Below are 13,318 nucleotides of genomic sequence, written 5' to 3' on the forward strand. Positions count from 1 at the left end.
TTTTTTTATCCGATTCCTAACTCTTCCATTTTTCGATACAGGGTACTTCGCGCAATACCTAGCTTTTTGGCAGCAGCGCTGATGGACGGAGCTTGTGTGATGGCTTGCTGGATCGTCTGTCGCTCTAATTCGCGCAATAATGGTAACGGTTCTCCAGGAGCTTCTGGCAATCCATACTGCTGCTGCCACTCGCTCGGAAGATGGTGAGAGGTGACCCACGAATCACCGTACGCATGTAAAAAGGCTCGCTCCACGATATTGCGCAGCTCACGAATATTTCCGGGCCATGAATGCTGCTGCAAGATCGCCAGGGCAGATTCACAGATACTTGTCGGACCGCCAGCGTATTGGGTATGAAGCTGCTGGAGGAACTCGTCAGCCAAGGTTGCAATGTCTTCCTTGCGTTCGCGCAGGGATGGGATGCGTATTTGCAGGATGTTTAGCCTGTAGTAAAGGTCTGCACGAAACTGTCCATTCCGTACCTCTTCTTCAATGGAACGATTGGTGGCAGCGATAATCCGAATGTCCAATGGCTTTTCTTCGTGAGAGCCCAATCTCGTTACTTTGCGTTCTTCGAGGACACGAAGCAAAAGAACTTGAAGCTCCATGCTCATTTCCCCAATTTCATCAAGAAAGAGCGTTCCTCCATTTGCTGCTTCAAATTTTCCCGATTGCCCTCCTTTTTTTGCTCCCGTAAAAGCTCCTTCTGTGTATCCAAATAGCTCACTGGCGATCAGTTCACGCGGAAGTGCTGCGATATTGACGGCAAGAAAAGGGCCGTCTTTTCGCGAGCTAGAGGAGTGGATAGCACGTGCCAAGACTTCTTTGCCACAGCCTGTTTCTCCGAGCAATAGCGTATTGGATAGAGATTGTGCTGCGATACGCGCTGTATGTAGTTGGGCTTGATAGAGGGGACTATTTGTATGAATCTCTGAAAACGAGTAACTGCTAGCTGTCTTTGACAAGACTGACGTGCATGGGCGAATAAGAAAGAGGCGATACCACGTCTTTTCCCCCAGATCGAGTTCCTCTAAGTACCAATTGGTTAAGCGTTCTTGTTCCCAATCCTCCTCGAGAACAAGGCCTTCAACTAACGAAAATCGTTCTTGTGCCCGCTTGTTAGCAAAAAGTACGATGCGTTCGTCACTGAGTGCGATTAGGCATTCTTGGCTGTTTTCGGCCCATGCGAAAAGAAGACTCTTCCAATTGGGAACAGAATGAGAAGCATGCCTGAGAGCTGGAATCATAGGATCAGTTTGGAGGGCAGTGGAAAGGGATAGAGGAAAAAGCGGCAAAGAGTCATTGTGTAGCATACAGATAAGTGCATCCCTGATCAGAGAAAATTCGTAGGATGAAAGATTCGCAGAGGCCTGTAATTGCTGATAGAGAGAATGTAAGACAGCATGAGAGATCGCGCGGTGATGGGAACGCTCGATTGCGGAGGGAGAATTGAAAGACGAGAGCAGCATGCCAGCTTCAAAAATCGTTCTCGCACCCTTTCTTGGTTATAGTTTGTTTGTTCGATCATGGGACAGGTGTCCGACAAGGAAGCAGGGAAACAAACGACACACAATGACGAAAGCGATACAAGAGTGGAGGGACATTTCTGGTCAACGGCAGATCAACTGCATGACCTGTTTTGCGACAAGCTCTTTGTAGTAAGTATACAGGAGAAAATAGTCAAAAGAATCGGTATCATCAAATTTTTATCGGGACCAGCAAGCATTGGCATGTCATTTGCTTCTTTTTGTGAATGTACGGCATACGCAATTGAACAAGTGAGGGGGAAGCAGCATGCCAGAAGTTTTATTTCGAGTAGACTTGAACAAACCGATGGAGGAGCAGGATACACCTGGTCACAACAGATGGCATCCAGACATTCCAGCAACCGTTTCCGTGAATCCAGGAGCTGTTTTCCGCATGGAATGTAAGGACTGGACGGACGGGCAGATCGCTAACAACGATGACCCTTCCGACATTCGCGATGTCAATCTCAATCGCGTTCATGTACTCAGTGGACCTGTCTGGGTGAATGGAGCAGAGCCAGGCGACCTCTTGGTTGTCGATATTCTCGATATCGGGGCACTCCCCCAATCGGAATGGGGCTTTAACGGGATTTTCGCCAAAGAAAACGGCGGTAGCTTCCTCGTCGATCATTATTCACAAGCGGCTAAGTCGATCTGGGACTTCCACGGCATTTACACGAGCTCTCGCCATTTGCCAGGAGTCAAATTTGCAGGCATTCTTCATCCAGGCTTGATTGGTACCGCTCCTTCCCACCAGCTATTGGATCGCTGGAACCGAAGAGAGAGCGACCTCGTGGCGACAAATCCTGAGCGAATGCCGCCACTTGCGAATTTGCCGACCCCGCACAGTGCCGTGTTGGGTAGTCTTAAAGGAGCAGAGTTTGATCGGATTGCCAGAGAAGCGGCGCGGACTGTCCCCCCTCGTGAGCATGGCGGAAACTGCGATATAAAAAACTTGTCCAAAGGCACTCGCATTTACTTCCCGGTTTATGTAAATGGAGCGAAGCTGTCCATGGGCGATTTGCATTTTTCACAAGGAGATGGAGAAGTGACCTTCTGCGGTGGAATTGAAATGGCTGGTTGGCTGGATCTTCATGTGGACGTCATCAAGGGCGGGATGGCGAAGTATAACATCGTGAACAACCCTGTATTCAAGCCGGGTCCAGTAGAGCCTCGCTATACGGAATACCTCGTTTTTGAAGGAATTTCCGTCCACGAGACGACAGGGCAGCAGCTATACATGGATGCGCATGTGGCTTACCGCAATGCATGCCTGAATGCCATCGAGTATTTGAAAACAGCGATGGGTTTCACGGGGGAGCAGGCGTACATGCTACTGGGAACGGCACCGGTGGAGGGAAGAATTGCGGGGATCGTCGATATTCCGAACGCGTGCTGCACCTTGTCTATCCCGACAAGCATTTTTGATCGAGATATTTTGCCGAAGTAGCCAAGAAAAAGACCGCGAAAGAGGGAGCCAAATACGATGCCGAGATACGATTACATGTGCGAGGATTGTGGTCCATTTGTACAGTGGCTGAAGATGAGCGAGCTGACAGAAAGCGTTGCTTGCCCCGATTGCCAATTACCGTCAAGACGTTTATATGCAGCACCAGGATTGATCATGACACCGCAAGCGCTGCGCCAACGGATCGAGCGTGGTGTGGAACCGAAAATCGTACGGAAACAATCGCATTACCATGAAGGAGCAGGGTGCAGCCATAGCCACGGTAGTCAGACGCACTGGGGACATACCCACAGTCGTGGGGGCAAACGCCCTTGGATGGCCGGGCACTAAACGGAATTGCTGAAAAGGGCGTTCATTCGTTTTCACTCCTTCTTCACATGGTTGGTTCTAGCAGAAATAAACAAAGGCACTCTACAAGATTAGTAGAGTGCCTTTGTTGTAGCTTATGTTGTTTGTGCAATCAATTGGATGCGTGCTGGGATTTTCACTTCCAAGGTCATAACGGACGTGACGACCGTTTGCATGGTGCCGAGAAAATAGATTAGGACTCGCTTTTGTTTGTTAATCGCTGTGGCTGATTGTAGGGAGCGTCAGCGTATCAGTCTTTGCACATAGCAACCAATATTACAGCGTACCGCCAAAATCGTGTTGGCTAAAGTGAACGGCAACATTAAATCCATGAAACTGGATGTAGACTGGGACGATTAATCGAATTCGCTATCTTTCTCAACCGACCCTTTAATAAGTAGAGGGTCGGTTTTTTTGTGCCAGGGCCTCTATAAATTCGATCGCTTCTTGAACCGTAGGTATTTTTCGGACATTCTCTTCGGCAAACTGCTGAGCTTGCGGAAAGTTCGTAGAAGCGATTTGTTTTGCAGCAGCTTCTACGTCATAGGGTGTAAAGCGATGCTCATAGCTGTCACCATCAAGCAATAACCAGTATGCCCCTGGTTTGTCGGCATACGGCATGCCCACACTTCCGGCATTGAGAATACGCAGATCGCTAAGGTGACGTTCAAATTGGACATGTGTATGACCACAGATGACTGTTCGTTGCAGCGTCCCCTCAAAGTAAGCGGCCACAATTACATCAGGAGTGAGTGGGGTGAAAATATCTTCATCATTGGTGGGAATGGCGTGGCAGAATAGCACGTCCTCGAAATCTTCTCGTTTTAACGTGTAGGTAAGAGGGAGTTGCGCCAGAAAGTCACGATGAGAGCGGTTCAATTGCTCCGCAACCCATGACGTGATTTCTCGAACAGAATCAGACATTTCTAGACGTTGCATCTCTCCGTCAAATGTGAGGAGTACTTCACGTTCGCCATTACCACGGATGAATTGCACGGGTGTATCCAATTGGAAGAGTATTTCAAGTGTTTGGACGGGCATCGGCCCTGAGATGATATCCCCTCCGATGACAATAAGATCAGGCTTCACAACTTCAAGTTCTGCCAACGTTGCATGTAGTGCAGGTACATTCCCGTGAATGTCATACAAAGCTGCCACTCTCATCTCACATCGCCTCCCATTCATTCCTGATAGATCTTCAAAATCGTATTTTCAATGATCTGATTTGAACCTATAATGTATCTTGGGCATATCCGCTAAGCTGTGGTATAATTTGGAAGCCAAATTACGATTAAGGAGTATGGATGATGGAAAAAAAATTAATCTTCGGTCATAAAAATCCAGACACAGATTCTATTTGTTCAGCACTTGTGTACGCTGACTTGAAAACAAAATTGGGCGCGAATGTAGAGCCTGTACGCCTGGGTGTAATCAGCAGCGAAACGGCATTTGTGTTGAATTACTTCCAAGTAAAAGAGCCGCGCCTCGTAGAAACAGTGGCGAATGAAGTGAATGAAGTTATCCTTGTAGACCACAACGAGCGCCAACAAAGCGCGAATGACATTGAGCAAGTGCAAGTGGTAGAAGTGATCGATCATCACCGTATTGCAAACTTTGAGACGAGCAATCCTCTCTACTTCCGTGCCGAGCCGGTTGGATGCACGACTACCATTTTGAAGAAAATGTACAAAGAAAACGGCGTAGACATTCCAAAAGAGATGGCGGGCTTGATGCTTTCTGCTATCATTTCGGATACGTTGCTGTTGAAATCCCCGACATGCACCGAGCAAGATGTAGCGGCTGCTCATGAGCTGGCTGAAATCGCAGGTGTTGATTTACAAGCATACGGTCTGGAAATGCTCAAAGCGGGGGCAGACCTGAGCGACAAAACAATCGCACAACTGCTCACATTGGATGCAAAAGAGTTCCAAATGGGCAATGCGAAAGTAGAAATCGCACAAGTAAATGCAGTGGATGTAAATGATGTACTCGCACGCCAAAGCGAACTAGAAGCAGCTATGAATGCAAATATCGCTGAAAAAGGTTTGGACCTGTTCGTGTTTGTCGTAACCGATATCTTGAACAACGACTCTGTTGCGATCGCACTCGGCAGCGCAACAAAGGCAGTAGAAAAAGCGTACCAAGTAACATTGGTGGACAACAAAGCTATTCTGAAGGGCGTTGTCTCCCGCAAAAAGCAAATCGTACCGATTTTGACTGATACATTCCAAGCGCTGTAAGAAATAAGAAGGGCTGCCTATGCACAAGTTGCGGGCAGCCTTTTTCTATGGTTACATTCCTTGGGTAGGGTTGTTGTGCATTTGGTACAAGGTTTGCTGGGCATATGCATCGTCACTGTAATGGGTGATGGCATGTTTATCTCTCGCTTTGAGACTAAGCAGTCCTGTTAATCCCCATCCAGCACCAAGTACAGCTACAAAGAATCCGATGATATAGAGCATAGAAGTCCCCCTTGCACGGTTTTATCTATATTTTAGCAAATGATGAAAATAAAGTAACGCTATTTTTTGATGAAAATGTGTTTGACATTGACGGTCCGTAAATGTGTACGATCAATTTGTCAGGAGGAATGAACATGGAATATACGGTGCAAAAGCTAGGACTCCTGGCGGGTGTCAGCACCCGGACGCTCCGATACTACGATGAAATTGAGCTTCTCAAGCCGGCGAGAATCAATTCATCAGGGTATCGCATTTACGGACAGCTTGAGGTGGATCGATTGCAGCAAATCCTTTTTTACCGCGAGCTGGGTGTGAGCTTGGAGGAGATCAAGGAGATCCTGGATTCACCAACCTTTGATGCTGAACGGGCACTGCGGGAGCACCGCGAGAAGCTCCTGGAAAGGCGAGCGCAATTGGATGCGTTAATCGCCAATGTCAATTTGACATTAGCACAAAGAGAGGGGACCAAAGCGATGAGTGACAAACAAAAATTCGAAGGCTTCAAGCAGAAGTTGATTGACGACAACGAGACGCAGTACGGAGAAGAAATTCGTGTAAAATATGGAAGCGACCAGGTTGACAAATCCCATCAGAAAATCAAAGGAATGACCGAGCAGGAATACACTGCACTAGAGCAGTTGAATGAAGAACTCCATGAGACATTGGCACAGGCTTTTACGACGGGAAATCCTGCTCATGAGCTTGCCCAAAAAGCAGCGGATCTTCACCGTCAATGGCTCAGCTTTTATTGGGACAGCTACAGTAAAGAAGCGCACGCAGGTGTAGCCCAGATGTACGTTGATGACCCGCGCTTTACCGCTTACTATGACAAGGAACAGCCAGGTGTAGCCGAGTTTCTCCGCGATGCAGTGGCCATTTATACCAGCAAGTAAAGAAGTTTCAAACAAAGAAGCTGCGAGCAAGGCAGCTTCTTTGCGTTGTTAAGTTTCGTCATCCCCTTCTACTGCGAGAAAAGCTTTTGTCCCAATGGTGTTGGCAATCCATCCATGCTACGTACGTTGTTTTCTTGTTGATAAGCAAGCAGTTCCTGCTCGTCTTTAGCCAAGGTCCATTTTTGAAGGGTGTCGCGTTCTTTTGAAAAGGAATAGAAGGGAATGGCCCAACCGCAAGAAGTCTTTACTTCAAGGATGTTTACGGTAATGATTTGACGAGCGCCAGGCAGAAGCGGGAAGTCTTTTACGAGCTCATCCCAACGAGGCGTATCTGGGAGAATAACCGTTCCTTTGCCGTAGAGGCGCATGATGAGAGGGGGGCCTTCAAATGCACAAAACATGAGAGTAATCCTGCCATTTTCCTGAAGATGAGCACTGGTTTCATTTCCGCTTCCAGTCAGATCCAAATAGGCGACCTCTGTGGGCGATATTATGCGAAAAGAATCGTACCCTTTTGGTGAAAGATTTACGTGACCATCTGTGTCCATAGGAGCAGAGGCAACAAAAAACATCTGTTGCTTCTTAATAAACGCCTCATGCTCAGGTCGTAATTCAGAAAAAAGCTTCCCCATTTTAGCACCCCTCCAGATAATGGAATTGTCTTTGCTGCCATCATATTACCATGAGAATATGAAGACTTTGTGTTATTCATCCCCACTCCCTACAAAATAGATGGTAAAGTGTAAATATTCCCACAACATAAAGGCGACTCGAGACTTTTGAATAAGGAGGAGTATTTACATGCAAGCAACAGAGCCAATTTATTTAGGGGAACGCATCCATTTAATAGACGGTTTCGATATGGGCTGGGCGGAACGTACGGGGACGTATGTGATCACGGAAGAGAAGCTCACTTTGGTAGAAACTGGGCCAAGCCCCTCCGTCCCATACATCAAGGCCGGTCTCGCCAAGCTCGGTTATACACTGGAACAAGTAACATATATCATTGTGACGCACATTCACTTGGATCATGCGGGAGGAGCCGGACTGTTTCTGAAGGATTGTCCGAATGCAAAGATCGTTGTCCACCCGAAAGGTGCACGTCATCTCGTAGATCCGAGCCGACTGATCGCAGGGGCGAGAGCGGTGTATCATGATGAATTTGATCGATTGTTCGATCCGATTGTGGCAGTTCCCGAGGAGCGGATTTTGATTCGCGGAGACGGGGATACACTAGAGATCGGAGAGAATTGTGTGTTGGAGTTTCTGGATTCACCGGGGCATGCCAATCATCACTTCAGCATCTATGATCCCATAAGCCGCGGCATGTTTACAGGTGATACGGCAGGTGTGCTCTATCCACAGCTTAAAAAGGATGGCATACACCTCGTACTACCATCTACTTCGCCGAATCAGTTTAACCCGGATGCCATGTTAGCGTCTCTAAGCCGTTTTGAAGCGCGCGAGCTGAGCCGCATTTACTTTGGTCATTTTGGGATGTCAGAGCAGGTAGATGACGTGTACCGCCAAATACGCGAGTGGCTCCCCATGTTTGTAGCGGAAGGAGAGACAGCGCTTGCGGCTGGACATACATACGACGAGCTGTCACGTAAGTTATTTGAACGAGTCTCCGATCATATACAGTCACAAGGCATCAGCGGTGACCATGGAATTTTCGACGTACTCAAGCTCGATTTACAAGTATGCTCCATGGGCATTCTAGATTATTTGCACAAACGAGGGGAATAGCCCGCCATAAGCATTCCATTTGCCTGAACCTTTTGTTCAGGCGTTTTTCATTTCTGTTTGTCATTCTTTTTTCATCTAAGGAATGCTATGATGTAGGATGAGTCATGGACTGTGACAAATTCAAACGTAACAGCAAATAGGTGCCTCGTCTTTTTAACAAAAAGATCGGGTGAAAAGGGAAGTCGGTGAAAATCCGACGCGGTCCCGCCACTGTAAATCGGCTCGTTCCTGAGCCGTAAGCCAGGAGACCTGCCTGTTTGTTTTCGTGCCTGTTGCCTTCGCGGAAAGGATCGGCCTATTTCAGGAAGCAGACCATCTTTGGCTGTTTGCCCTGAGGTGCCGACCCTTTTGATTTCCGAATGGAAGCAAGGGTCGCTTTTTTTATTGGAAGGGACAGTCAATCAGACACGCAGAAAGGAAGTTCTACATATGAAACGTTCATTGCGATTCATGATCCCACTACTAGTTGCGGCGAGCCTCGCAGGTTGTGCGGGTAACGATAACGGCCAGCCAGCACCAGGGGGACAAACAAGTGCACCGCAGACAGCACCGCAAGAGAATGCGGCCGAGCAGCCTGCCAAACAAACAACGTATCCGTTGACAGTCAAGGATGCGACAGGAAAAGAAGTAACCTTTGCAAAAGCTCCTGAGCGAATCGTCTCAACATCACCTGCCGAGACAGAGATTTTGTTCGCGCTTGGCTTGGAAAGTCGGATCGTAGCTGTCTCAGACTATGACGATTATCCAGATGCGGCGAAGGCAAAGCCGAAAATTGGCGGAGTCGTCAAACCAAATGAAGAAGCGATTCTCGCTCAAACGCCGGATATGGTCGTTGGTGGGATTTCAATGGAAAAGCCAGTGGCTGACAAGCTGAAATCTCTCGGAATGCCCGTCTATATTACCCATCCGACAAAGATGGATGACATTCTAAACAATGTGTTGGCGATGGGAGTTATCACGAACACACAGGAACAAGCCGAAAAAGTCGTCGCGCAAATGAAGAAAGACATCGCGTACGTTCAAGAAGCGGTGAAAAATGTAAAACCGGAACAGAAGAAAAAGGTATATCTGGAATTCTCCCCAGGCTGGACAGTCGGAAAAGGAGAATTCATGGACGAACTCATCACGCTGGCTGGGGCGACAAACATTGCCTCAGACACCGAGGGATGGAATCCGATCAGTGAAGAAAAGATTTTGCAAAACGACCCTGATGTCATTTTGTACGCGAGCGGAATTACCGATGAAAAGACTGGTGTCAAGCTAGAGGATATGATCGCCAATCGCAATGGCTGGGATAAAATGAAGGCGATTCGTGAAAAACAAATCTTTGGTATGGACCAAAATATTTTGTCCCGTCCCGGTCCGCGTATTACACAAGGCTTGATCGAAGTAGCCAAGGCGATTTACCCTGACTTGGTGAAATAAAATGAAGAAGCGACTGTTCATAGGGGGAGGAGTTAGCTGTCTCGTCCTTCTGGCATCAATAGTCATCAGTATCTCGATGGGGGCGGCACACCTCCCCATTTCGCAGGTATGGCTCATCCTGCTCCATCAAATCCCGGGCTTGTCTGAGTGGATCACCGTAACGTGGCCGGAGTCATCTGAGCAAATTGTCATGAAGGTTCGTTTTCCACGCGTTGTATTGGCTGTCTTGATTGGGGCCTGCTTGTCACTTGCGGGAGCGGGCTTTCAGGGAGTTTTGCGCAATCCGCTCGCCGATCCGTTTACGATGGGCGTGGCATCCGGTTCTGCTGTCGGAGCAGCCTTCTTAATCCTTTTTGGCTTGCAAATCAGCTTTTTGGGTGCATGGAGCACGCCTGTCGTCGCTTTTCTTACAGGATTGCTCAGTTTATGGATCGTACTTGGACTCGCGAACACGCAAGGAAAGCTGCAAACGGAGACCCTGATTTTGTCTGGAGTCGTGGTGCAGGCTTTTCTCGGCTCGCTCGTTTCCTTTATGGTGTCGCTATCTGATCAGACGGTGAATGAGATCGTATTCTGGCTGATGGGCAGCCTGTCATTTCGCGGCTGGGCCTTTACGTACGTCTTGATACCGTACTTGGTCATAGGTGGAATGGTGCTGGTGAGCTATGCGCGTTCCTTGAACCTCTTTGCGTTGGGGGAGCGGCAGGCTGCGCATCTCGGCGTCCATGTGGATCGAACGAAGCTGGTGGTTTTGGTCATCTCGACTCTCCTGACTGCAGCGGCGGTTTCTATCGCAGGTATTATCGGGTTCGTTGGCTTGGTGGTACCGCATCTCGTCCGATTGCTAGTTGGTCCTGACTATCGTATTTTACTGCCGATGGCTGCGATCTGCGGTGGTATTTATGTGCTGTGGGCCGACACTCTTGCCAGAATGCTGCTAAGTCCAACGGAAATCCCGCTCGGTGTCGTGACAGCATTTCTGGGAGCACCGTTTTTCGCCTATTTATTGAAGCAAAATAAACGCTTTAGGAAGAGGTAACGTAAGCTTATGATCAATGTGCGCAACTTGCAAAAATCGTATCACGATACGCCAGTTTTGCACGGAATCGATTTTTGCGTGGACAAGGGAGAATTTTTTGGCATTATCGGACCGAATGGAAGCGGTAAATCCACCTTGCTGAAGATGATTTCAGGAGTCATCAAGGCTGATGCCGGAGACATTTTGCTTCAGGAGAAAAAGCTTCATTCCTATCCACGCAAAGAGCTTGCCAAAATACTGGCTGTTTTGGAGCAAGAGGGTCTTCCGCCAGTCGGATTCCGTGTTCGAGAGGTGTTGGAGATGGGGCGCTTTCCGTACCAAAATTGGCTTGGGGAAGAGAAGCAGGATGTCGCATCCTTCATTGATGAAATCGTACAGATGCTCGGTCTTGAACATTTGGAAGAGCGCACACTGGATCAGTTGAGTGGTGGGGAAAAGCAGCGCGTAGCTTTGGGGAAAGCATTGATCCAAAGACCTCAGGTGCTCTTGCTCGATGAACCCACGACTTACCTCGATATCGGGTATCAGATTCAACTGATGGACATCGTGCGAAAATGGCAAAAGGCGACGCAGGTGACGGTTATTGCTGTGCTGCACGATCTGAATCTGGCCTCTATATACTGCGATCGTATCTTGATGCTGCATAAAGGAAAGCAGATAAGCGTCGGTACACCAAAAGACATCTTGCAAAGTGACAGCATAGAGGCTGTATACGGAACCAGACCGATTGTCATGGAGCATCCTGTTCATCATTTGCCGCAAATTATTTTGCAATCGCAAGTGTAAGGAGACAGATGCATGATCGTACTGATTACAGGTGGAGCACGCAGCGGAAAAAGCACGTTTGCCGAAAAATACGCAGCTCATTTGGGCTCCTCGGGTGTTTACATCGCGACGGCACAAATCACTGATGAAGAAATGGAAGAGCGGATCTTGCACCATCGAGACCGCCGTTTGCAGTCTGGCTTCCCTTGGGAAACGATTGAGGAGCCGTACGGATTGACGGAATGGCTTGCGAAGCTCGGCGCACAGAAGGATATACAGGAACAACAGACAGTGATTTTGGTTGATTGCTTGATCCTTTGGCTGTCAAATTGGCTGTTGCATGATGGAGAGGAGCAGCCGTTTGAGCAAGTGCTCCAGCATGTGGATAGGCTGGTAACCAAGCTAAAGAACTACCCAGGTACCGTTTTACTGGTGACAAACGAAGTAGGCGATGGACTCGTCCCGCAACATCCGTTGGGCCGTATGTTCCGAGACTTGGCGGGGTTGATGAATCAACGCGTGGCTGCCGCTGCCGATCAAGTTTTTCTTGTCACAGCAGGGATTCCGGTGGAGCTTAAAGGACAAGCCTTCCGATTTTAGCTAGGTGAAAAGACGGTTTCGAGTCGTCTTTTCACCTTTTTTGTGATATAATACAAGAAAAGCCATGGAAGGGATCAGGATACCATGCGTCCCCATAGGACGATCTGGAAACGTTTTGACCTCTCCTACATCTAGCTTCGTAGTAGTCGACCGTCACTGAAGACGACTAACCTACTACGAAAGCGAGGCCATATGTATGAGTAGCGACTTATACTTTCGAAGTTCCTCGGTAGTCGGTTGGTCGTCTGTGCCTAAACCGACAAAAATGCGAGGAAACCATGATGAGGAGAGCGCTGCAGTTATCTAAGCGTTACAGTATGATTTTGTTTGGAGCTTGTTTACTTGCTTTTGCGTATTATCACATTAACTTTCAGAACCATTTGTCTGAAGGTGGGTTTGTTGGCTTGGGGTTATTGGCGAAATATGCCTTTGACTTGTCGCCAGCGATGGTGATGCTTTTGCTGGATATCCCACTGTTTTTGGTTGCCTGGTTAGTAAGAGGCCGCCAGTTCATTTGGGACACGATCTTTGCATCACTTGTTTTTACTGTATTTTACGAGTTGTTTGAACGATTTTCACCGATTGTCATGGATATGAGCAGAATGATGCCGCTGGCGTCTGTCTTGGCCGGTGTATTGACCGGACTGGGTACCGGATTGGTTCTGCGCTATGGAGCTGCGACAGGTGGAGACGATATTTTCTCCCTGTTGATCAGTAAGTACACGGGATTGTCCATTGGTACGGTCTTTCTTTTACTGGACGTCATTGTGCTTTGCATGTCGTTCTGGTTCGTACCGATGAAAGAGATGATGTATACCATTTTGGCCGTTGTCATTTCCAGCCAAGTCATCACCTGGACCGTCAATCATGGTGCAGGAATGGAGGTCATGGAAGAGGAGCACGGGCATGGAAGCGTCTCGATGACCCACCGGTAATGAGTAGATATTCAGTTGAAAAACATGCCTATACAAAAGCAAGCAAAAGGCCAAGTCGGTTTTCATGTCGACTCGGCCTTTTGAACGTTTATGATCGTTTTTGTACAT

The 13,318-nt window shown here is 48.1% G+C and carries 14 protein-coding genes and 1 riboswitch; of the genes, 10 read left to right on the plus strand and 4 right to left on the minus strand.

Features of this window, described 5'->3' with window-relative positions; genetic code table 11:
• Positions 1 to 5: 5 nt before the first annotated feature.
• Positions 6 to 1,313, minus strand: a complete 1,308-nt coding sequence (locus E8L90_RS03575; RefSeq protein WP_137033260.1) for a sigma-54 interaction domain-containing protein — start codon at positions 1,311 to 1,313, stop codon at positions 6 to 8.
• A 481-nt stretch (positions 1,314 to 1,794) separates the two neighbouring features.
• Here E8L90_RS03575 and fmdA point away from each other — a divergent pair, with 481 nt between their 5' ends.
• The gene (fmdA, locus tag E8L90_RS03580; protein ID WP_137028024.1) at positions 1,795 to 2,976 is read left to right on the plus strand and encodes a formamidase; all 1,182 of its coding nucleotides are present in this window, start codon (positions 1,795 to 1,797) and stop codon (positions 2,974 to 2,976) included.
• A 36-nt stretch (positions 2,977 to 3,012) separates the two neighbouring features.
• Positions 3,013 to 3,324: an FmdB family zinc ribbon protein gene (locus E8L90_RS03585; protein ID WP_137028025.1), complete on the plus strand. Its 312-nt coding sequence runs from the start codon at positions 3,013 to 3,015 to the stop codon at positions 3,322 to 3,324.
• Positions 3,325 to 3,732: 408 nt separating this feature from the next.
• Here the strand turns inward: E8L90_RS03585 and E8L90_RS03590 are convergent, their stop codons facing one another.
• Positions 3,733 to 4,506 carry a metallophosphoesterase family protein gene (locus tag E8L90_RS03590; protein WP_137028026.1) on the minus strand — a complete coding sequence of 258 codons (774 nt, stop codon included), beginning with the start codon at positions 4,504 to 4,506 and terminating at the stop codon, positions 3,733 to 3,735.
• Between the two features lie 143 nt (positions 4,507 to 4,649).
• On the opposite strand from E8L90_RS03590, the gene E8L90_RS03595 reads away from it, so the two are divergent.
• Positions 4,650 to 5,582: a manganese-dependent inorganic pyrophosphatase gene (locus tag E8L90_RS03595; RefSeq protein ID WP_137028027.1), complete on the plus strand. Its 933-nt coding sequence runs from the start codon at positions 4,650 to 4,652 to the stop codon at positions 5,580 to 5,582.
• Between the two features lie 51 nt (positions 5,583 to 5,633).
• On the opposite strand, the gene E8L90_RS30090 is transcribed toward E8L90_RS03595, so the two are convergent.
• Positions 5,634 to 5,804 (minus strand): hypothetical protein, encoded by a 171-nt coding sequence (locus tag E8L90_RS30090; protein WP_167497578.1) that lies wholly within the window; start codon positions 5,802 to 5,804, stop codon positions 5,634 to 5,636.
• Positions 5,805 to 5,938: 134 nt separating this feature from the next.
• Between E8L90_RS30090 and E8L90_RS03600 the strand changes: the two genes are divergently transcribed.
• Positions 5,939 to 6,697, plus strand: coding sequence for a MerR family transcriptional regulator (locus E8L90_RS03600; protein ID WP_137028028.1), 759 nt, complete (start codon positions 5,939 to 5,941; stop codon positions 6,695 to 6,697).
• Positions 6,698 to 6,765: 68 nt separating this feature from the next.
• Here E8L90_RS03600 and E8L90_RS03605 read toward each other — a convergent pair whose 3' ends face one another.
• Complete coding sequence (locus E8L90_RS03605) at positions 6,766 to 7,329, minus strand: pyridoxamine 5'-phosphate oxidase family protein (protein WP_137028029.1); 564 nt, start codon at positions 7,327 to 7,329, stop codon at positions 6,766 to 6,768.
• Between the two features lie 169 nt (positions 7,330 to 7,498).
• On the opposite strand from E8L90_RS03605, the gene E8L90_RS03610 reads away from it, so the two are divergent.
• The 6 genes from E8L90_RS03610 (at position 7,499) to E8L90_RS03635 (ending at position 13,210) form a co-directional block, all read left to right on the plus strand.
• Positions 7,499 to 8,446: an MBL fold metallo-hydrolase gene (locus tag E8L90_RS03610; RefSeq protein ID WP_137028030.1), complete on the plus strand. Its 948-nt coding sequence runs from the start codon at positions 7,499 to 7,501 to the stop codon at positions 8,444 to 8,446.
• A 121-nt stretch (positions 8,447 to 8,567) separates the two neighbouring features.
• Positions 8,568 to 8,717, plus strand: a riboswitch (cobalamin riboswitch).
• Positions 8,718 to 8,875: 158 nt separating this feature from the next.
• Positions 8,876 to 9,871 (plus strand): ABC transporter substrate-binding protein, encoded by a 996-nt coding sequence (locus E8L90_RS03615; protein ID WP_137028031.1) that lies wholly within the window; start codon positions 8,876 to 8,878, stop codon positions 9,869 to 9,871.
• Position 9,872: 1 nt separating this feature from the next.
• Complete coding sequence (locus E8L90_RS03620) at positions 9,873 to 10,910, plus strand: FecCD family ABC transporter permease (protein WP_137028032.1); 1,038 nt, start codon at positions 9,873 to 9,875, stop codon at positions 10,908 to 10,910.
• A gap of 9 nt (positions 10,911 to 10,919) precedes the next feature.
• A complete protein-coding gene (locus E8L90_RS03625; protein ID WP_137028033.1) occupies positions 10,920 to 11,696 on the plus strand; it encodes an ABC transporter ATP-binding protein in 777 nt (258 codons plus the stop codon).
• Between the two features lie 12 nt (positions 11,697 to 11,708).
• Positions 11,709 to 12,275 carry a bifunctional adenosylcobinamide kinase/adenosylcobinamide-phosphate guanylyltransferase gene (gene cobU / locus E8L90_RS03630; protein WP_137028034.1) on the plus strand — a complete coding sequence of 189 codons (567 nt, stop codon included), beginning with the start codon at positions 11,709 to 11,711 and terminating at the stop codon, positions 12,273 to 12,275.
• Between the two features lie 278 nt (positions 12,276 to 12,553).
• Positions 12,554 to 13,210: a YitT family protein gene (locus tag E8L90_RS03635; protein WP_137028035.1), complete on the plus strand. Its 657-nt coding sequence runs from the start codon at positions 12,554 to 12,556 to the stop codon at positions 13,208 to 13,210.
• The last annotated feature ends 108 nt before the right edge of the window (positions 13,211 to 13,318 follow it).

Source organism: Brevibacillus antibioticus (assembly GCF_005217615.1).
Lineage (GTDB): Bacteria > Bacillota > Bacilli > Brevibacillales > Brevibacillaceae > Brevibacillus > Brevibacillus antibioticus.

Coding starts and splice junctions, on each gene's coding strand:
- E8L90_RS03575 (WP_137033260.1), bottom strand. CDS start 1,313: ATGCTACACAATGACTCTTTGCCGCTTTTTCCTCTATCCCTTTCCACT.
- fmdA (WP_137028024.1), top strand. CDS start 1,795: ATGCCAGAAGTTTTATTTCGAGTAGACTTGAACAAACCGATGGAGGAG.
- E8L90_RS03585 (WP_137028025.1), top strand. CDS start 3,013: ATGCCGAGATACGATTACATGTGCGAGGATTGTGGTCCATTTGTACAG.
- E8L90_RS03590 (WP_137028026.1), bottom strand. CDS start 4,506: ATGAGAGTGGCAGCTTTGTATGACATTCACGGGAATGTACCTGCACTA.
- E8L90_RS03595 (WP_137028027.1), top strand. CDS start 4,650: ATGGAAAAAAAATTAATCTTCGGTCATAAAAATCCAGACACAGATTCT.
- E8L90_RS30090 (WP_167497578.1), bottom strand. CDS start 5,804: ATGCTCTATATCATCGGATTCTTTGTAGCTGTACTTGGTGCTGGATGG.
- E8L90_RS03600 (WP_137028028.1), top strand. CDS start 5,939: ATGGAATATACGGTGCAAAAGCTAGGACTCCTGGCGGGTGTCAGCACC.
- E8L90_RS03605 (WP_137028029.1), bottom strand. CDS start 7,329: ATGGGGAAGCTTTTTTCTGAATTACGACCTGAGCATGAGGCGTTTATT.
- E8L90_RS03610 (WP_137028030.1), top strand. CDS start 7,499: ATGCAAGCAACAGAGCCAATTTATTTAGGGGAACGCATCCATTTAATA.
- E8L90_RS03615 (WP_137028031.1), top strand. CDS start 8,876: ATGAAACGTTCATTGCGATTCATGATCCCACTACTAGTTGCGGCGAGC.
- E8L90_RS03620 (WP_137028032.1), top strand. CDS start 9,873: ATGAAGAAGCGACTGTTCATAGGGGGAGGAGTTAGCTGTCTCGTCCTT.
- E8L90_RS03625 (WP_137028033.1), top strand. CDS start 10,920: ATGATCAATGTGCGCAACTTGCAAAAATCGTATCACGATACGCCAGTT.
- cobU (WP_137028034.1), top strand. CDS start 11,709: ATGATCGTACTGATTACAGGTGGAGCACGCAGCGGAAAAAGCACGTTT.
- E8L90_RS03635 (WP_137028035.1), top strand. CDS start 12,554: ATGATGAGGAGAGCGCTGCAGTTATCTAAGCGTTACAGTATGATTTTG.